We start from the raw sequence: 18522 nt of genomic DNA, 5'->3' as shown, positions 1-18522 counted from the left end.
ATTCCGTGATGGGCTCCACAGATTCACACAGCGGGTTACCCTCTGCTCACGGACATCGAGAACGGGCGACAGATCCCCGGCCCGGGCGGCCCGGCCGCGAGGGCCACGACGAAGCCGTCGTGGCCGACTCGCCGTTGCGGTCCGCCCGTGTACCCCACAACCGGTACTCTCGGCGGGTGGCCGCGACGATGACCGGGGACCAACCGGGGGCTCCGCAGACCCGTCGGGGTCCGATCGGAGCACTACTCGACCGTTTCGGTCACCTGATCCACGAGTTGAGCAAGTTCGCCACCGTCGGCGGCTTCGCCTTCGTGGTCGACTTCGTCCTCTTCAACTTCCTGTCCAGTGGCCGGGACATGCCGCCGCTCGCCGCGAAGACCATCTCCACGGTGATCGCGGCGACCGTCGCCTTCCTCGGCAACCGGTTCTGGACCTGGCGGCACCGGCAGCGCTCCAACCCGGCCCGGGAGTACGCGCTGTTCTTCTTCTTCAACGCGGTCGGTCTCGGTATCGCGGTGGCAAGTCTCGCGGTCAGCCACTACGGGCTGGGCGCGGTCTGGCCGGCGGTGTTCCAGACCCCGCTGGCCGACAACATCGCCAGCTTCATCGTCGGCACCGGCCTCGGGACGCTCTTCCGGTTCTGGTCGTACCGACGGTTCGTCTTCGTCGACGCGGGAACACCACCCGTTCCGGCAACGAGCCACGACCGAGAGTCCGGGGCGTGACGAACCGCCCATCCCGACCCGCCGGGCCGAGCCGGCCCAGCCCACTGCCTAAGGTGTTCCGCATGCCTGGAGTCCGTCTGCTGCCCGAGCGCTGGCAGAAGTTCATCCACGAGGCGCTCAAATTCGGCATCGTCGGCGGCATCAACACCGTCATCAATTACGCGGTGTTCAATGCCCTGGCACTCACGGTTTTCCGCGACGGTCAGCTGAAAGCGACTGTGATCGCGACGATTGTCGCCACGATCACGTCGTATCTGATGAATCGTCACTGGACGTACCGGGATCGGCCGAAATCGGCACTCCGGCGGGAATACGTCCTGTTCTTCCTTTTCAACGGCGCCGGCCTGGTCATCGAACTCGGCGTCCTGGCCCTGGCCAAGTACGGCCTCGGCGTACACGGACTGCTGGCGCTGAACGTCGCCAAGACCATCGGTGTCCTGCTGGCGACGCTGTTCCGCTTCTGGTCCTACCGCACGTTCGTCTTCCAGCCGGTGCCCAAGCACGCCGAGGAGACCTGGCACTCGGTGCCGCGTGACGAGTGGGACAACGTCGCCGAGATGGACCCGGTGGCCGAGCTGGCCGAGTCGGTGAGCGAGCTGGAGGAGGAGGAACCTCCCCCGGGCGCCGGGCGACCCGACTACGCGCCGCCCCGGGGCCGTCCGGCACCTGCTGACGCCGGGCTCGGGGGCGCGCTCGGCGCCGACCTGGACGCCGAATTCGCCGCCGAACTCCAGCCCCGCCGCGCGCGCCGCTGACCGACGAAGAGGGCCGGCACCTCCGCTTCCGGGGGTGCCGGCCCTCTTCGGTCGGCGGCGCGGTCAGGGCTGGTCGCGCAGGGACTTGCCCTCGGCCATGTCGGCGAGGATCTCGCGCATCTCGTCGTCGCCCAGGCTGTGCTTGTCGTGGTGCGCCTCGACCAGCTCGTACAGCTTCGTCTGCACCCGGTCCACGCCCGGCACGTCGTGCAGCACCGACTGGCCGCGCTCACCCGCCGACTCGATGGTCAGCGTGCCGCAGCCGAGCAGCCGCTCCACGAAGCGCTGGTTCATGGCGTGGTCGTTGATCCGGGTCAACGGCAGGTCCCGCCGGTTGCGCGACAGCACCCCCTGCTGGAGCAGGACGCGCTCGTTTGTGAACAGGTAGTGCGTGGTGCGCCAGACCAGGAACGGCCACAGAGCCAGCCACAGCACCAGCGCCAGGGCGACCACCGCGAGGGCGTAGAGCGCGATGGTGCCGCCGCTGCCGTCGGGCAGCAGAATCCAGCCGGCGACGACTGCCGCGACGGCGAGCACGAGCACCAGGACCGGCCGGATCAGGGCCTTCCAGTGCGGGTGCAGGTGCAACACGACGTGCTCGTCCTCGGTGAGCACGTCTTCGGGGAACGCCACGGGGGAACCTCCTCGCAGAACAGGACGCGCTGACCGTAACCGGTCGGCGCATCCCGTCGGCATCGGCCGCGCGGGCGGCTGCCCGTGGTTGTTAAGAGGGGGCCCTTCCTCTACCGGAGGCGTTAAGAGGGGGCCCTTCCTTTCACCGCAGGTGCAGCACGTCTCCCGCGGCCAGCCGCAGCGTCTCGGCATTCGTCTCCACCAGGAGCTGCCCGTCGGCGTCCACCCCGGTCGCGGTGCCGTGCGCCTCGCTGCCGTCGGGCAGCAACACCCGCACCTGGCGACCGATGGTGGCGCACCCGGCCAGGTACGCCTCGCGCAGCCCACTGGCCTCCGCATCACCTCCGGCGTCACGCCAGCGCTCGTACCAGTCGGCGAGCGAGCGCAGCAGCGCCCGCAGCAGCGGGTCCCGGTCGGTGGCGGTGGCGCCGGCGAGCTGGAGCGAGGTGGCGGGCAGCCCGGTCGGGTTCTCCGGCAGCTCGTCGGCGCGCAGCGTCACGTTCAGCCCCACGCCGACCACGATCGCGGGCGGCCTGTCGTTCTCCCCCGGCACCGCCTCGGCCAGCACGCCGGCGCACTTCGCGCCGTCCACCAGCAGGTCGTTGGGCCACTTCAGCCGCGCGTCCAGCTCGGCCAGCAGGCGTACCGCCTCGACCAGCGCGACACCGGCGAGCAGCGGCAGCCACCCGTACCCGGTGACCGGCACCGGCGCCCAGCCGCGCTCGGGGACCGCCTCGCCGGGCCGCAGCAGCACGCTCGTGGCGAGACCGGCGCGCGGCGGCGACTGCCAGACACGGCCCCGACGGCCCCGGCCGGAGGTCTGCCGCTCGGCGACCACCACCAGGCCCTCCGGCTCGCCGGCGCGCGCCGCGGCCACCGCGTCGGCGTTCGTCGAGCCGGTCTCGGCCAGCAACTCCAAGCGTCGCCAGGGCCCGTTCGGCGCGACCAGCGCGCGCCGCAGCCGGGCCGCGGAGAGCGGCGGTCGGTCCAGATCCGTGTACGGCGAGCCGGGCATCACGCCAGCCTACGGCCCGGATGAGGCGTACTGCACAGCCTCAGACACCTGAACCATCGTTATATTCCACGGGTGACTACCGAGACCGGGTTCAACATCCACACGACCGCCGGCAAGCTGGCGGACCTGGAGCGACGGCTCGACGAGGCGGTGCACGCCGGGTCGGCACGCGCGGTCGAGAAGCAGCACGCGCGGGGCAAGAAGACCGCCCGCGAGCGGATCGAGATGCTCCTCGACGAGGGATCGTTCGTCGAGCTGGACGAGTTCGCCCGGCACCGCTCGACCAACTTCGGGCTGGAGAAAACCCGCCCGTACGGGGACGGCGTGGTGACCGGCTACGGCACCGTGGACGGCCGGCAGGTCTGCGTCTTCTCGCAGGACTTCACCGTCTTCGGCGGCTCCCTCGGCGAGGTCTTCGGCGAGAAGATCGTCAAGCTGATGGACCTCGCCATGAAGATCGGGTGCCCGGTCGTCGGCATCAACGACTCCGGCGGCGCGCGGATCCAGGAGGGCGTCACGTCCCTCGGGCTCTACGGCGAGATCTTCTTCCGCAACGTGCGGGCCAGCGGCGTCATCCCGCAGATCTCGCTGATCATGGGCCCGTGCGCGGGCGGCGCCGTCTACTCCCCGGCGGTCACCGACTTCACCGTCATGGTCGACCAGACCTCGCACATGTTCATCACCGGCCCCGACGTGATCAAGACGGTCACCGGCGAGGACGTCGGCATGGAGGAGCTGGGCGGCGCCCGTACCCACAACACCCGCAGCGGCAACGCGCACTACCTCGGCACCGACGAGGAGGACGCGATCGAGTACGTCAAGGCGCTGCTGTCGTACCTGCCGTCGAACAACCTGGACGAGCCGCCGGTGTTCGACGCGCCCGCGATCCTCGACGTCACGGATGAGGACCGGGAGCTGGACACGCTGATCCCGGACTCGGCCAACCAGCCGTACGACATGCACCGGGTCATCGAGCACGTGCTCGACGACGGCGAGTTCCTCGAGGTGCAGCCGCTGTACGCGCAGAACATGGTGGTCGGTTTCGGTCGCGTCGAGGGGCGCCCGGTGGGCGTGGTGGCGAACCAGCCGATGCAGTTCGCCGGCACGCTCGACATCGCCGCGTCGGAGAAGGCGGCCCGGTTCGTACGCACCTGCGACGCGTTCAACGTCCCGGTGCTCACCTTCGTGGACGTGCCCGGCTTCCTGCCCGGCACCGGCCAGGAGTGGGACGGCATCATCCGGCGCGGCGCGAAGCTCATCTACGCGTACGCCGAGGCCACCGTCCCGAAGGTCACAGTCATCACCCGCAAGGCGTACGGCGGCGCGTACGACGTGATGGGCTCCAAGCACCTCGGCGCCGACCTGAACTTCGCCTGGCCGACCGCACAGATCGCGGTGATGGGCGCGCAGGGCGCGGTGAACATCCTCTACCGCTCGGAGCTGGCGAACGCCGAGGACCCGGCCGCGGTCCGGGCCGAGAAGATCGCCGAGTACGAGGACACGCTCGCCAACCCGTACATCGCCGCCGAGCGCGGCTACGTGGACGGCGTGATCCCGCCGCACGAGACGCGTACCCAGATCGTGCGGGCGCTGCGGGTGCTGCGGACCAAGCGCGAGACGCTGCCGCCGAAGAAGCACGGCAACATCCCGCTGTAGTACGTCGGGTGCCCCCGCCGCCTCGGTGGCGGGGGCACCGGCGTCAGCAGCCCGGGTTCGTGGCGCGGCACAGCCGCTCGGCCGCGACCCGGGCCAGGTCCCGCAGTGTCACCTCGTCGCCGCCCGGTCCGGTGCTCAGCACCGTGACGAGGTCACCGACCCGCACCACCACCTGCTCCTTCGGCGGGGTCCCGTCACCGAGCCGCGCCCCGGTGTCCAGCCGCCGGCCCTGCCCGACGGCGTGCCGCACGAGCACCGACTCGTCGCCGGCGAAGCCGCTGTCGACCGTCTGCCAGGAGTGGACGACCTCCGCCTGGACCCGCTTGCCCTTCAACTCCACCGGGCCGGTGAACCGCCACGTGCGGCAGGGCGCGAGCAGCGCGGGCAGCTCGTCGAAGAGCCGCTCGCCGTCCCGCGGCGCCAGCCGGTGCACATCCTGCAGGACCACCGCCTGCGGGGCCGACTGGTCACCGGCGCCCGGCCGCTTCCGCAGGAGGGTCACCGACCGCGAGTAGCGGGACTTCACCCACTCCGTCCGCAGGCCCTGCTCCTGCCGGCAGACCTCCAGCATCTTGTCCAGCTGGATCTCCTCGTCGAGGCCGGAGTCGTTCCACGGCGTGGTGCCGGCCGGCCGCACGTCGGACGGTTGCAGCAGCGCCTCGGCGGGCACCTCCGTGGCGCTCCACGGCGTCGCCGACGGATTGGCGGCGACCGGGGCCCGCGCTGGTGAGGCGGCACGCCCGGAGGCCACGAACGCGGCCCCGGAGGAGAGTGCGAGCACCGCCACCGCCGCGGCGGCCACCGTGCGGCGGCTGCGGCGCCGGGCACGTGCCCGCAGCTCGGCCGGTTCCGCCCAGCGGACGTTGCGCAGGTCCCGCTGCATCACGTCGATGAACGCCAGGTCGTCGTCACGCATCGGCGGGCTCCTCCAGATCCACTACCGCGAGCAGTTCGGCCAGGGCGGCTCGGCCCCGGGACAGCCGGGCCTTGACGGTGCCGACCGGGGCCTCGGTCTCCCGGGCCACCTCGGCGACCGGCATGCCGAGCAGGTAGTACAGCGCGAGAGCGACGCGTTGTTCCTCGGGCAGCCGCCGCAACGCGGCCACCACCTCGACCGTGTCGGTACTCGGCGCCGGCATGCTCTCCTCGGCGCCATGGCGCAGATAGGCGCGCGCCCGGCTGCGCAGGCTGCGCCAGCGGCTCACCGCGATCCGGCTCGCCACCACCCGCACCCATGCCTCCGGGTCGTCGTATCCGCGCACTGTGGACCACCGCTGCCAGGCCCGGATGTACGCCTCCTGCACGGCGTCCTGCGCCTCGGCGAGGTCGCCGGTGAGCACGTAGACGAAGCCGAGCAGCCGCTGTCGGCTGCCCCGGTAGAACTCGTCGAATCCGTCGACGTCCGGCACCTGCTACCTCCCGAGTGACGGTCGCAGGGGACACGCCTGGCGTGCCTGGTGCGGTTGCCCGCTCAGCCGATCATTTTCTCGAGTTCGCCGAGCGGGAAGCCGCCGGCCGGGATCCGGTCGCGGACGGCCCGGCGGACGGCGGTCTGCACCACCGCGTTGGCCGGGGTGGGTACGCCGTGCAGGCGCCCGAGCAGCACGATCTCGCCGTTGAGGTGGTCGGTCTCGACCGAGCCCGCGCCCCGGGCCAGGCTCTGCCAGGTGGAACCGCCGGAGCGCTCCTCGCCGCCGACGGGCCGGTGCGACACCAGGTCACCGCGCTCGGCGGCCTCCTCCTCGACGGTGGTGTGCGCGATGCCGGCGGCGGCGAGCGCCGCCTCGCCCTCGGCGCGTACCCGCTTCGACAGGGCCTCGGGCACGTCCCGGCCGAGCAGCGCCTGGAGGCCGTTGCCGAGGTTGGCGAGCAGCTTGCCGTACTTCCAGCGCATCACGTCGTCGCGCACCGGCGCGACGAACCCGGCGGAGGTCAGGTCGGCGGCGACCGCCCGGCTGGTGTCGTCGGCGCCGCTCGGGTAGCGGCCGATGTGCAGCATGCCCGGGTGCGGATGCCCGTTGGCGACCACCAGGCCCGGTTCCAGGTGGGTGGCGGGCAGCCACACGCACACCGGGTGTACGCGGGCGAAGCGCCGCAGCGCGGCCGGCTCGTTCGCCACGCCGTTCTGGGCCAGCACGACCGGCAGCCGTTCGCCCGCCGTTCCGCCGCCCTCGACCGGCGCGTCCGCCCACGCCGTCAGCGCCGCCACGGTGTCCTGCGACTTCACGGTGAGCACCAGCACGGTGTCGGCCGGCAGGGGCGGGCCGTCCGGCCCGGCCACCGCCGGCAGCCGGCCGATGACCTCACGCTCCGGCGTGCGCAGCGTCAGACCCCGCTCCCGCAGCGCGTCCAGATGCGCGCCGCGGGCCACGAGCGTCACGTCGTGGCCGGCGTCGGCCAGGAGTACGCCGATGGTGCCGCCGACCGCGCCCGCTCCGATGATCACATATCGCACGGGTCCGATTCTGCCCCTATGTGGCCTCGCCCGCCGGATACGCCGCTTGTCAGGCGGTGAGCCCCGCGTCGGCCAGGATCGGACCGGCCAGCAGCAGCGCGCCGACCACCAGCGCGCCCACGCTCACCAGCAGGAACACGCCCACCCATAACAGCGCCGGGAACGGCGTGAGCCGGGCGAGCTGGTCGGCGTCGGACTGCGGCATCCGGCCCCGGGCGCGTTGCCGGTGCAGCTCGAACACCGGTCGTACGCCGCCGAGCAGCAGGAACCAGACCGACGTCCAGGCGAACGCGGCCTGCACCTCGGGCGAGGTGTACCAGGAGACGGCGAGCACCACCCCGCCGGTGACAAGCAGCGAGAGCACGCCGAACAGGTTGCGGATCATCACCAGCATGGCGAGCAGCAGCGCCACCGCCAGCCACAGCAGCAGCGTGATCCGGTTCCCGGCCAGCAGCCACGCGCCGCCGAGGCCGAGCAGCGACGGCGCGACGTACCCGGCGAGCAGCGTGAGGATCATCCCGGGCCCGGTGGGGCGGCCGGCGGAGAGCGTCAGCCCGGAGGTGTCCGAGTGCAGCCGGATGCCGTGCAGCCGGCGGCCGGTGAGCAGCGCGACGAGCGCGTGGCCGCCCTCGTGCGCGATGGTGACCGCGTTCCGGGCGATCCGCCACGGCAGCCGGGTGGCGACCACGGCGAGCGCGACCACGGCGGTGAGCACCACCAGCAGCGGCGGCGGGTCCGGCTGGGCGCTCGTCAGCGTGTCCCAGAGCGTGGTGAGGCCGTCGATCAGGGGCATGGGCGGGGAGCCTACCGGCCCGAGCCGTGTCGTTCGACCGGCCGAGTCTCATAGAGTGTGAGACTGATCGGACGAGGCGCCGGAGCGGAGGTGAGGTCGGTGAGCGCAGCTCCCTTGGAGCCCTACAGCTCGCACGAGCAGGACGGCGACAGCCACTCGCTGCGGCTGCACCGGCTCGACGGCGCGCACTACGTCGAGGACGCGGTGGCCAAGGCGGGTGAGACGCTCAGTGTCACCGAGCCGTTCCGCTGGGCGATGGACCCGAGCGCGCTCCGCTGATCCGCAAACGACGCGCCACCTGGGCGAACGATGGGCGTCGATGAAAATTTCCTTGCTCCCTATTGCGATCTAGGGCACTAAGCTCCAAAGATGGGCGTCAATAAACGGACGTTCCTCTGGAGGCAACCATGGCCCGTACCAGACTCTCCGTACGCCGGCTCCTCGCTGCCGGCCTGGCCGCCGCCGCCACCGCGGCCGTGGCCCTCGTGGCGACCGCCGGACCGGCCGCCGCCGCGACCACGCCCGGGATCGACGTCTCCCGTTACCAGGGCAGCATCAACTGGACCAGCGTGCGCAACGCGGGCATCCAGTTCGCCTTCATCAAGGCCACCGAGGGCACGAGCTACAAGGACCCGAACTTCAACGCGAACTACGTCAACGCGTACAACGCCGGGGTGATCCGCGGGGCATACCACTTCGCCCGGCCGAACATCTCCGCCGGTTCCACCCAGGCCAACTACCTGGCCAGCAACGGCGGCGCCTGGTCGGCCGACAGCCGCACGCTGCCCGCCGCGCTGGACCTGGAGGGCAACCCGTACAGCGGCGGCTACTGCTACGGCCTGAGCACCACCGGCATGCGCAACTGGGTCCAGGACTTCCTCAACACCTACCGCTCCCGCACCGGCCGGTACGCGGTCATCTACACCACGACGAGCTGGTGGAACCAGTGCACCGGCAGCTGGAGCGGCCCGTGGGCCAACCACCCGCTGTGGATCGCCCGCTGGGCCAGCTCGCCCGGCACCCTGCCGGCCGGTGCTCCGTTCTACAGCTTCTGGCAGTACACGAGCACCGGCTCCGTCTCCGGGATCAGCGGCAACGTGGACCGCAACTACTGGAACGGTGACCGCAGCCGGCTGATCGCCCTGGCCAACAACACCTGATCCACCGGCTTACGACAGTGGGACCGCCTCCGTGCGAGGCGGTCCCACTGTCGCGTCGTACGTGGCTCAGGCTCTGCGGCGCGCGGAGGCCGGCACGGGCGTCCGGCGCATCCAGCGCCACGCCGCCACACCCGCGATCGTGAGGGTCAGCACACCGAGGACCGCGACCGGCGCGGACAGGCCGGCGGCGATCAGGAGCAGCACGACGTCGCCGAGCGCAACGAGCATCCACAGTGCCAGCCGCGGGCCGGTGTCCCTGCGTCGGTAACCCATGTCGCGCCTCCTTCCGTCGTCGGAGGATTCATACCCCCGAGGACGGAAAGCCATGCGAGCGAGTTTCGTGACCGGCGGGATTCCCGGTCAGTTCTGGCGGTCCGGCACGAAGCCCTTGGTGATGATCTCCCAGTTCGCCAGGTTGGCGTCCCAGTCCTTCGCCGGGACCTCCCAGCGCAGCGCGAAGCCCCGGTTGCTGGCGGTCGCCACACCACGGTTGCGGACGTGGAAGCGGGTGTCGCCGTTGCGCGTCTCCAGCCAGTCCCAGTCGGCGCAGGTGCGGAAGTAGGGGTCGCACTTGGTGATGCCGACCAGTTTGTAGTTGCGCACGAAGTTGCGCCGGCTCGACTCCTGGCTCTTCCAGTCCGCGTACGCGTCCTTCTTCGGGTTCGGCGTCCACTGGATGAACAGCACCCGCCGAGCGCCACCGACCTCATAGAGCACGACGTTGTCGCTGCGGACCCGCGCCTCGAAACCGTTCGGGATCGGCACCTTGAAGCCGTTCGGGCCGGTGTAGAGACGCCAGCCGGCCGGCAACGCGGCCCCGGACGCCGACGGGCTGGCCGACGGCGTGGGGCTGGCCGACGCACTGGTCGCCGGGGCGCTCGGGGACGCGCTCTCGCTCGCCGCGGGCGGCGGCGCCGCCGACGCGGAGGTGCCGGCCGTCGGCTGACCGCCGTCGCCGTCGTCACCGTTGTTCAGCAGCGGCACGGCCACCACCAGACCGACCAGCAGCAGCAGTACCAGCGCGCCGATCAGCAGGTTGCGCCGGTTGGGCGCGGACTTCTCGACCGGCAGCACCGTGGCCCGGCCGGTCGACTGCGCCTCCTGCACCGGAGCCGGGCTGACCGGTGCGGAACCGGACACGGCCGGGCTGACCGGCGCCGGGGCGTCGGTGACGGGCTCGCCGTCGAGCCGCGTCTCGTCCAGCGCCGGGTCGACGCCGTCGACAGGGGCCTCGTCGTCCACCCGGGTCTCGTCGGTGGAGGGCGCCGGGTCGAGCTTGGTGGTCGGATCGGCGGCCGGCGGAGCCACCTTCGCCGTCGGGCCGGCGTCCGAGGTGGGCGCCGCCACCTTCGCCGTCGGGTCGACGGCTGCGGCCGTACCCCCGGTGGCGGCCCCGGAGACCGAGGTCGCCGCGCGCTCGGCCTGGTCGGCCGGGCGCGGCGCCGGCACCAGCGGCGGGCGCGGCACGCGCGGACCGTTCGGCCCCGGCCGGCGTACGCCGTCCAGCAGTGAAATGCCCTTGGCCCGGCGACCGGCGGCCTTGCGCAGCATGCGCTCCGCCACCTCGGCGGTGATCCGCTCGTCCGGGTCCTTGCGCAGCAGGCCCTGGAGCACCGGCTTGAGCGGCCCGGCGTTGCGCGGCGGCGGCAGCGGCTCGGTGGCGAGCGCGGCCAGCGTGGCGATCGCCGACGGACGCGCGTACGGCGACTTGCCCTCGACCGCCGCGTAGAGCGTGGCGCCGAGCGACCAGAGGTCGGCCTCCGGCCCGGCCGTGCCGTCCCGCGCCCGCTCCGGCGAGATGTACGCGGGCGAACCGAGCACCATGCCGGTGCGCGTCACGTTCGGGTCGCCGGGGATCGTGGCCAGGCCGAAGTCGGTGAGCACCACGCGGCCGTCCTCGCCGAGCAGCACGTTGCCCGGCTTGACGTCGCGGTGCATGATGCCCGCCTTGTGCGCGGCCTTCAGCGCGTTCAGCACGCCGAGGCCGATCTCGACCGCCTTGGCCGACGAGACCGGACCGTCCTCGGCGATGGTGTCCTGCAACGACTTCGACGCCACGTACTCCATGACGATCCACGGATCGCCGTCGGTGCGCAGCACGTCGAAGATGCGGACCACGTTGACGTTGTTGAGCCGGGCGATCGCCCGCGCCTCCCGCAGCGAGCGCTCGCGCATCTCGCGGCGCTCCTCCGGGGTGAGGCCGGGCGGCGGGACCAGTTCCTTGATGGCCACGTCCCGGTGCAGCACCTCGTCCCGCGCCTTCCAGACGCGGCCCATGCCGCCCTGACCGAGCGGCGTGATAAGCCGGTACCGGTCGGCGACGAGTTGGGGGAGCGCGTTCGACATCGCAGAAACCGTACCCGGCCGCTGCGACGCCTACACCGTCGGCACGCCACTGTACGGCGAAGGTCGAATTCGTGGCGGTTACCCTTGGGGCATGTCTGCCGAAGAGCCGCTGTTCCGGATCGTCCGCGGCGTGCCCACCGCCGAGGAGCTGGCCGCTCTGGTCGGCGCGATCATGGTGCGTACCCGCCCGGCCCAGGCCGCCACGCCGGCCCCCGTGTCGCAGTGGGCGCGCAGCGCACGTCCCGCCCTCGCCGGCCCGGTCGCCGGCGCCGGCGCGTGGCGGGCCTCCGGCCTGCCCCGCTGACGTCTGGTTCCACCCGCGGCGCCGGGCGGGGCTGCCGGGATCCACGTTGAGCCACTAACCTCACTCAGGGAAACCGTGTGGTGACGGGCAGGAGGCTCCGATGATCCCGGAGGACAACCAGCCAGCCGGCTGGCTGCGCGGCTACGGCGGCATCGAGGCCGACATCCGACAGATGCGGGAGTTCGCCGACCGCCTCCAGGACGAGGTGACGCGCAACTACTCGCCGCATCTGTCGTACATCGCCGACGACATGAAGGCCCCGGTGCCGAACCCGGCCGACGCCTTCATCGAGCTGGTCCATTTCCTCCAGGCCCACCACGACACCCAGACGGCAGCGGTCAGCGCCGTGTGGGACCTGGCACCCGCCACCGGCCGGCTCGCCGACGCCGCCGGCCGGATCGCCAACCACTACGGCGACGCCGACGCGTTCTCCTCCGCACGGGTCACCGACGTCGAACGGGCACTCGCCGGGCCGTCGAGCACCGTCGCCCGCCCGCTGCCGCCACTGGCCGACCCCACCGCCCCCGAACAGAGCCGGGTGATCCTGCCGTGATCGAACGGGGCAGCGGACGCACCTCCGGGCTGACCGACTGGCGACTGATGGACGTCCTCAGCATGTGGGCGTGCCTCCAGGACCAGGACACCGCCGGCCAGTGGAAGCAGGTCGCCGGTTGGCGCAAGGTCTGTGACCTCGCGCTGACCCACCTCAGCCGGCTGCGGGAATACCGGCGCGGCCTCGCCGAGGCCTGGCCGCCCGAGACCAACGCCGCCGCGCGGGCGTACATCGCCGAACTCGACCAGCTCATCGACCGCGTGCAGCGCACCCACGACGCCGCCGCCGCGAACTACGACGCGCTCGCCGCCGCCACCCGCGCCATCGGCAGCGCGCGGGCCGAGCTGCAACCCCTGCACGAGGAGTACGAGAAGAGGCTGCGGCAGAAGCGGGCGTACGAGGCGACGATCGCCGACCCGAAGGCGGTGGCGGGTAGCCGGTTGCCGGAACGGCCCCCGGTCACTGACGACGACTTGGAGCAGTTGAACGTACGGGCGCGCGGGTTGATGACGGGGTTGAGCGGCGAGCTACAGCACGCCCAGGTCATGCTCCAGCGCCCGCCAACACCAGTCGGCCCCGGTCGTCCAGGTCGTCAGGTTAATGATCCCGACACCTACGACCAGGCTCCTCCAATTATCCCGCCTGTCGTTCCAGTGCAGGTTTCAGGCAGCTCGGGGAAACCGTCGCCTAGAAACCCTGCGGTCTCCCCCGTCGAGACGAAACCCTTGACGCCTCCGATCAGCGGCGTCGGACCGATACTCGGAGCAGCCGCACCTGGCACGGCGCAGGCCCCGCCTGAGGCATCTGCGCCACCCATCAAGCCGACGTCTCCAACCACGCCCAGCATTGGCGCCCAGGCAGGTTTCGCACCCACAGGAAGCATGGGACCAGTTTCGCCGCGCCCGCCAGCACCCCCGAGCGGGCCAAACCTGCCTTTCAACGACCCGAACCGCACTTCACCTGGCGGCAGCGGACGCCAGGCTCTGCCCAATGGCTTTATTGGAACACCGACAGGCGGGAGCATCGGCCAACCAACTCCCAACAATCCGCGGCGCGTAAATCCCATTGGTGGGGTCATTGGTGGCGGCGCAGGCACTGCACCTAGCGGCGCGGCGGGTTCTAGGCCTGGAGCAGGACGAACTACTCAACCAGGAGCTAGCTACGGCAACTTCCCAGTAGGCGGCTCACCTTCTGCAGCATCGCACTTTGGTACTAGGAACCGGCGCGAGCATGACGGCGAGGGAACACCGCTGTGGGACGCGGACCATCCATGGCGAACCAACAGAGGCGTGGATCCCGTGATGCTTCCACCGGAAGAGGACGGCCCGATAGACCCTGGCCCAGCAATCGGCTTTAACCGGTGAGTGTGGGTCGACCGCTCCTGGCAGCACTTCTGACACTCCTCGGAGCCCTACCGGCACAACAAATGATCGCAGCACCGACTGCGCCCGCAGACCTCATACGGGCAGACCAGTGGCACCTGCGCTACTTACGGGCGGATGACGCCAATTCAATCAGCCGCGGGAGCGGGGTGCTAGTTGCAGTTCCTGACACCGGCGTTGACCCCCACCCAGACCTACTAAGTAATCTACTTCCCGGGACGACAACAATAGCGGGCAGGTCCGGCGACGGCCGCAGTGACCTGAACAGTCACGGCACCAGCATGGCCGGCCTAATCGCCGCGCATGGGCAGTCAGACGGAACAGGAGCGATTGGGATTGCCCCGGCGGCAAAGATCTTGCCAATCCAGTCCTCCGGCGGGAACAATATAGGAGAAGCAGATGACCTCGCTTCGGGGATACGCTACGCAATCTCGCAACATGCCGATATAATTAGCGTCTCCAGTAGCGGCGCATCAAGCCCCGAGTTGGTTAACGCAACTCGGGCTGCCCTTTCGGCCAACATTATCGTTGTCGCAGCTGCCGGAAACGCCCCCGACGACACTCATGTTGGCTATCCCGCAAGTGAGCCCGGTGTAATTGCAGTCGGAGGAGTAGACCGCACGGGAAACCACGCTTCCGTTTCAGTCCGCGGGCCAGAGATTGATATTGTTGCCCCAGCCGTTGATATCTACAGCACCAGCTACGGCGGCAAATATTCGAAGGGCACGGGGACATCCAGTGCTACCGCGATTGTTGCCGGCGCTGCTGCCCTGATCCGCTCCAAGTACCCCAACCTCCCCGCGCAGGAAGTCGCCCACCGGCTGACCGCCACCGCCGTCGACAAGGGACCACCAGGCCGCGACGACCAGTACGGCTATGGCGTCATCGACCTGGTAGCGGCGCTCACCGCTGATGTCCCCCCGCTCGGCTTCGAGTCCTCGAACGTCACGCCACCGGCGTCGGCGGAGGCAGCCCCGGAAAAGGGCGACGACAGCAGCGCGACCGTACGCGGGCTCGCCACCCTGGGTGTGCTGGTGGCGGCGGGCGGCGGATACCTGTTCTGGCGTCGGCGCCGACGTGCCGACGACCCGCCGCCGAGGGTCAGCCGGTAGCGTCGGCGGGGTGTCGACCTCCGTACCGGTGCGCCTCGTGCTCGCCTCGCAGTCTCCCGCCCGCCGCAAGTTGCTCCAGGCCGCTGGCATCGAGCCCGACGTGCTGGTCAGCGGCGTGGACGAGTCGCAGGTGGTCAGCGAGCGCGCCGAGGATCTGTGTCTGGAGTTGGCCCGGTTGAAGGCGCAGGCCGTACGCGATCGGCTGCGGCCGTCGCGGGATGAGCGCACTCTCGTGCTCGGCTGTGACTCGGTGCTGGCCTTCGACGGTGAGATCCTCGGCAAGCCTGATGACGCGGCGGACGCCACCCGGCGGTGGCAGCGGATGCGCGGGCGCAGCGGTGTCCTGCACACCGGGCACAGTCTGATCGACGTGACGTACGAGTCGCGGGCCGAGGCCGTCGCGTCGACCACTGTGCATTTCGCCGACATCAGCGACGAGGAGATCGCCGCGTACGTGGCGACGGGCGAGCCGCTGGCCGTTGCCGGCGCGTTCACCATCGACGGGCTGGGCGGCGCGTTCCTGACCGGGATCGAGGGTGACCCGGGCACGGTGGTGGGGTTGTCCCTGCCGTTGCTGCGCCGGCTGCTCGCCGAGGTGGAGCTGAGCATCGTCGACCTGTGGACGAAGGTCGCGCCCGGGGGCCAGGAGATCGAGCATCTCGGCTAACGTCCGGACATGACCACGAAGCCTCTGCCGCTCACCCCGGAACTGCACGCCTATCTGGTGGCCCACGGGTCCGCGCCGGACGAGATCGTCCGGGAGCTGGCCGAGGAGACCCGGGCGGCCCTGCCCGCCGAGGCGGTGATGCAGGTCGCGCCGGAGCAGGCGGCGTTCCTGACGTTCCTGACCCGGCTGCTCGGCGTACGGCAGGCGGTCGAGGTGGGCACGTTCACCGGCCTCTCCTCGCTGGCGATCGCCCGGGGGCTCGCCGATGGCGGGCGGCTGACCTGCTTCGACATCTCCGAGGAGTACACGGGCGTGGCCCGGCGCTACTGGGAGCGCGCCGGTGTGCAGGACCGGATCGAGCTGCGCATCGGCCCGGCCGCCCAGACGCTGCGCGAGCTGCCCCGCGAGCGTTACCTGGACTTCGCGTTCATCGACGCGGACAAGGTCGGCTACCCGATCTACTGGGACGAGCTGGTGCCGCGCATGCGCCCCGGCGCGGTGGTCGCCGTCGACAACACGCTGCGCGACGGCCGGGTGCTCGCCCCGCGCAACGCCGACGACCGGGCGATCGCCGCCTTCAACGACGCGGTGATCGCGGACGTGCGCGTCGAGGCGGTCATGCTGCCGATCGCCGACGGCGTCACACTCGCCCGAGTGCTCTGAGCCGGCCCGAACACGACCTCGCCGAAGTGGCGGCAACCCTGAACACCGGATACCACCACCTCGCCGAAACGGAGTCGATCAAGTCGCGCGGACCGGCGCGGGCAAGGCACGCCCCAGCCGCACCGTCAGCAGCACCGCCACCGCGATGAACGCGGGCAGCAGCAGGAACGCCGGGTGCGGGCCGGCGCCGTCGGCCACCCACCCGAGCGCGACCGGCGCGATCCCGAAACCCACACCCATCGAGTACGCCGACCAGCCCGCCGCCTTGTCGGCGGCCGGACCGGCGACTGCGAGCGCGATGGAGATCGCCAGCGGGTAGTGCAGCGCGTTGCCCAGGCCGAGCACGACCAGGCCGGTGACGGCGAGCCAGCCGACCGTACTGCCCCAGAACAGCGCGAACCCGGCCAGCGAGACGGTGAGCGCGCCGAGCAGCAGCGGCACCGGCGGCCAGCGCAGCGCGGCCCGGCCACCGGCGATCCGGCCGGCGAACATGCCGCAGACGATCGCGGCCACCGCCGCCGACGCCCCGCCCGCGCTCAGCCCGGCGTGGGTCCGCAGCACGTCGGCGGTCCAGAGCGACAGGCAGACCTCGATCGACCCGGTGACTGACATCAGAACCCAGGCGATCCAGTACGCACGCGGCAGCCGCCCCGCTGCCCCACGCACCCCGGAGGCGGGCACCTCCGACGCCGGCATCCCCGGCGCGGGCACGGCCGAAGCGGGCACAGGCGCGGCGCCCCCGGACGACACGGTGACGGGAGCGCCCGAAGCGGGCACGGCGGCGTCGGATGCGCCGACGGCAGGGACTGCCGGAGCGGGCGCGGCGGCCTCGGCCACCCCGGACGTGGGGACGGCGGGCACCCGGGTGGATGCCGCCACGGGGACCGGTGTGCCGGCAGCCGCGACAGCGGGGGCGCGGTTCGGCCCGCGTACCCGGAAGGTCAGAGCCGCGAGCGCGACAAGCGTGATCAGCCCGACCTCGACGGCCATCAGCGGTCGCCAGCCGAGGCCGGCGTCGACGCTGGCGCCGATGGTCAGCGGCGCGAGGATGCCCATGCCGGCGCACGCGGCGTTGGCCTCGGTGAGCGCGGCGGGGGCGGCGGGTCCGTGCCGGGCGGTGAGCACCACGCTGACGCCACTGACGATCATCATGCCGAAGGTGGCGATGACCGCGACGGCGGCGAGCGTGGCCGGTAGCGGGCGGAGCAGGCCGAGCGCGGTGACGCCGGCGGCGACGCCGGCGAGGCCGAGCCAGATGGCGGGGCCGCGGCCGAGGCGGCGGGCGACCGGGGCGAACAGCGCTCCGCCGGCAAGCGCGCCGACGGCGATGCCGGTGCTGTGCAGGCCGGCGACGGCGGCGCTGGTGCCCTGTTCGTCGCGGAGCAGCGGTACGACCGGGCCGAATCCGTAGAGGAAGAAGCCCCAGAGACCGAGCTGGGCGTAGGTCAGCCAGGTGATCCGGTCACGGGTGAGGCGGGGCACCGGCCCACGCTACGCGCGTGGCGCCGGCGCCCCCTGCCTCCTGAGAGGTACGTCTCCCCTGGTCAGCGGACACTGCGGGCGAACTGGCGGGCGGCCCAGAAAACGCCTGCGGCGGCGAGCACCGCGATGATGCCGAGGCCCTGCCAGACGCGGTCGTTGCCGAGGTCGCCGTTGAACAGCGCGCGCGTGCCCTCGACCGCCCAGGAGAACGGGTTCCACTTGGCCACGCCCTGGAGCCAGCCGGGGGCGAAGGTGAGCGGCAGCAGGATGCCGGAGAGCAGCAGGACCGGCTGCGCGACGGTGTTCATGAGCGGGGCGAGCGCGTCCTCGCTCTTGACCTTGAGCGCGATGCCGTAGGAGACGGCCGAGGTCATCAGCGCGATGAGGGCGAGCATCAGGTACGCCAGGAGCAGGTTGCCGATGAAGACGCGCAGGTCGAACGCGAGCGCCAGCAGCGTGATGATGATCGCCTGCGCGATCAGCGAGACCACGTCACGCAGGGACCGGCCGAGCAGCAGCGCGAGCCGGCTGACCGGGGTGACCCGGGAGCGTTCGATCACGCCGGCGCGCAACTCGGCGATCAGGCCGAAGCCCTGGAACAGGCCGCCGAAGATGGCCAGCAGCACGAGCAGACCGGGCACGAAGATCTTGTACGCGGCGGCCTGCGTCGGGGCGTTCAGCGCGGGCTTGAGCAGCGGGGCGAACAGGAGCAGGTACATCACCGGCTGGAAGACGCCGACGAAGATCCACACCGGGTTGCGCAGCAGCAGTTGCGTCTGGCGCTGGAAGATCAGCCAGGTGTCGCGGGCGAGTTTCATGAC

The 18522-nt window shown here is 71.4% G+C and carries 21 protein-coding genes; 11 read left to right on the top strand and 10 right to left on the bottom strand.

The annotated features are described in order from the left end of the window. Positions 1–188: 188 nt before the first annotated feature. Positions 189–725, top strand: a complete 537-nt coding sequence (locus HA073_RS06080) for a GtrA family protein (RefSeq protein ID WP_043330644.1) — start codon at positions 189–191, stop codon at positions 723–725. 62 nt (positions 726–787) lie between these two features. Then, positions 788–1480: a GtrA family protein gene (locus tag HA073_RS06075; protein ID WP_043326646.1), complete on the top strand. Its 693-nt coding sequence runs from the start codon at positions 788–790 to the stop codon at positions 1478–1480. A 63-nt stretch (positions 1481–1543) separates the two neighbouring features. Here the strand turns inward: HA073_RS06075 and HA073_RS06070 are convergent, their stop codons facing one another. Both HA073_RS06070 and HA073_RS06065 read right to left on the bottom strand, forming a co-directional pair. Further along, positions 1544–2113: a PH domain-containing protein gene (locus tag HA073_RS06070; protein ID WP_043326648.1), complete on the bottom strand. Its 570-nt coding sequence runs from the start codon at positions 2111–2113 to the stop codon at positions 1544–1546. Between the two features lie 142 nt (positions 2114–2255). Continuing rightward, on the bottom strand, positions 2256–3128 hold the full coding sequence (locus tag HA073_RS06065) for a biotin--[acetyl-CoA-carboxylase] ligase (RefSeq protein ID WP_166455852.1): 873 nt from the start codon (positions 3126–3128) through the stop codon (positions 2256–2258). A 72-nt stretch (positions 3129–3200) separates the two neighbouring features. Between HA073_RS06065 and HA073_RS06060 the strand changes: the two genes are divergently transcribed. Beyond that, positions 3201–4784, top strand: a complete 1584-nt coding sequence (locus HA073_RS06060; protein WP_013284052.1) for an acyl-CoA carboxylase subunit beta — start codon at positions 3201–3203, stop codon at positions 4782–4784. Between the two features lie 43 nt (positions 4785–4827). Here the strand turns inward: HA073_RS06060 and HA073_RS06055 are convergent, their stop codons facing one another. The 4 genes from HA073_RS06055 to HA073_RS06040 form a co-directional block, all read right to left on the bottom strand. Next, positions 4828–5700, bottom strand: coding sequence for a hypothetical protein (locus HA073_RS06055; protein ID WP_166455851.1), 873 nt, complete (start codon positions 5698–5700; stop codon positions 4828–4830). Continuing rightward, entirely contained in the window at positions 5693–6193 is a 501-nt protein-coding gene (locus HA073_RS06050; protein WP_043326656.1) for a SigE family RNA polymerase sigma factor, read from the bottom strand. The genes HA073_RS06055 and HA073_RS06050 overlap by 8 nt, the downstream gene beginning before the upstream one ends. A gap of 62 nt (positions 6194–6255) precedes the next feature. Next, positions 6256–7239, bottom strand: coding sequence for a ketopantoate reductase family protein (locus tag HA073_RS31095; protein WP_166455850.1), 984 nt, complete (start codon positions 7237–7239; stop codon positions 6256–6258). A 49-nt stretch (positions 7240–7288) separates the two neighbouring features. Then, complete coding sequence (locus HA073_RS06040; protein WP_166455849.1) at positions 7289–8032, bottom strand: M50 family metallopeptidase; 744 nt, start codon at positions 8030–8032, stop codon at positions 7289–7291. 99 nt (positions 8033–8131) lie between these two features. On the opposite strand from HA073_RS06040, the gene HA073_RS06035 reads away from it, so the two are divergent. After that, the gene (locus tag HA073_RS06035) at positions 8132–8311 is read left to right on the top strand and encodes a hypothetical protein (protein WP_233514584.1); all 180 of its coding nucleotides are present in this window, start codon (positions 8132–8134) and stop codon (positions 8309–8311) included. 128 nt (positions 8312–8439) lie between these two features. After that, the gene (locus HA073_RS06030; RefSeq protein WP_043326667.1) at positions 8440–9192 is read left to right on the top strand and encodes a GH25 family lysozyme; all 753 of its coding nucleotides are present in this window, start codon (positions 8440–8442) and stop codon (positions 9190–9192) included. Positions 9193–9258: 66 nt separating this feature from the next. Here the strand turns inward: HA073_RS06030 and HA073_RS06025 are convergent, their stop codons facing one another. Continuing rightward, positions 9259–9465: a hypothetical protein gene (locus tag HA073_RS06025; RefSeq protein ID WP_043326669.1), complete on the bottom strand. Its 207-nt coding sequence runs from the start codon at positions 9463–9465 to the stop codon at positions 9259–9261. An 87-nt stretch (positions 9466–9552) separates the two neighbouring features. Beyond that, entirely contained in the window at positions 9553–11538 is a 1986-nt protein-coding gene (locus HA073_RS06020) for a serine/threonine-protein kinase (protein ID WP_166455848.1), read from the bottom strand. 91 nt (positions 11539–11629) lie between these two features. On the opposite strand from HA073_RS06020, the gene HA073_RS06015 reads away from it, so the two are divergent. From HA073_RS06015 to HA073_RS05990, 6 genes are all read left to right on the top strand, one after another. Further along, on the top strand, positions 11630–11842 hold the full coding sequence (locus tag HA073_RS06015) for an acyl-CoA carboxylase subunit epsilon (RefSeq protein ID WP_030501250.1): 213 nt from the start codon (positions 11630–11632) through the stop codon (positions 11840–11842). A 100-nt stretch (positions 11843–11942) separates the two neighbouring features. Then, positions 11943–12395, top strand: a complete 453-nt coding sequence (locus HA073_RS06010; RefSeq protein ID WP_113972043.1) for a hypothetical protein — start codon at positions 11943–11945, stop codon at positions 12393–12395. Next, entirely contained in the window at positions 12392–13759 is a 1368-nt protein-coding gene (locus tag HA073_RS06005; RefSeq protein WP_158629857.1) for a hypothetical protein, read from the top strand. Before HA073_RS06010 ends, HA073_RS06005 begins: the two co-directional genes overlap by 4 nt. Before the next feature lie 62 nt (positions 13760–13821). Next, positions 13822–14889, top strand: a complete 1068-nt coding sequence (locus tag HA073_RS06000; RefSeq protein WP_082931073.1) for a S8 family serine peptidase — start codon at positions 13822–13824, stop codon at positions 14887–14889. Positions 14890–14899: 10 nt separating this feature from the next. Next, complete coding sequence (locus HA073_RS05995) at positions 14900–15556, top strand: nucleoside triphosphate pyrophosphatase (RefSeq protein ID WP_069087146.1); 657 nt, start codon at positions 14900–14902, stop codon at positions 15554–15556. Positions 15557–15565: 9 nt separating this feature from the next. Continuing rightward, positions 15566–16219 carry an O-methyltransferase gene (locus HA073_RS05990; protein ID WP_064447649.1) on the top strand — a complete coding sequence of 218 codons (654 nt, stop codon included), beginning with the start codon at positions 15566–15568 and terminating at the stop codon, positions 16217–16219. A gap of 78 nt (positions 16220–16297) precedes the next feature. Here the strand turns inward: HA073_RS05990 and HA073_RS05985 are convergent, their stop codons facing one another. Together HA073_RS05985 and HA073_RS05980 are read right to left on the bottom strand one after the other, a co-directional pair. Continuing rightward, a complete protein-coding gene (locus tag HA073_RS05985; protein WP_166455847.1) occupies positions 16298–17701 on the bottom strand; it encodes a sugar MFS transporter in 1404 nt (467 codons plus the stop codon). A gap of 62 nt (positions 17702–17763) precedes the next feature. Further along, positions 17764–18519 (bottom strand): ABC transporter permease, encoded by a 756-nt coding sequence (locus tag HA073_RS05980; RefSeq protein ID WP_013284036.1) that lies wholly within the window; start codon positions 18517–18519, stop codon positions 17764–17766. Positions 18520–18522: the final 3 nt, after the last annotated feature.

It is taken from the genome of Micromonospora sp. CMU55-4 (assembly GCF_011602315.1).
GTDB classification, from domain to species: domain Bacteria; phylum Actinomycetota; class Actinomycetes; order Mycobacteriales; family Micromonosporaceae; genus Micromonospora; species Micromonospora chalcea.
Note: the sequence above shows the minus strand (reverse complement) of the source record. Positions and strands in the feature narration are given on the sequence as shown.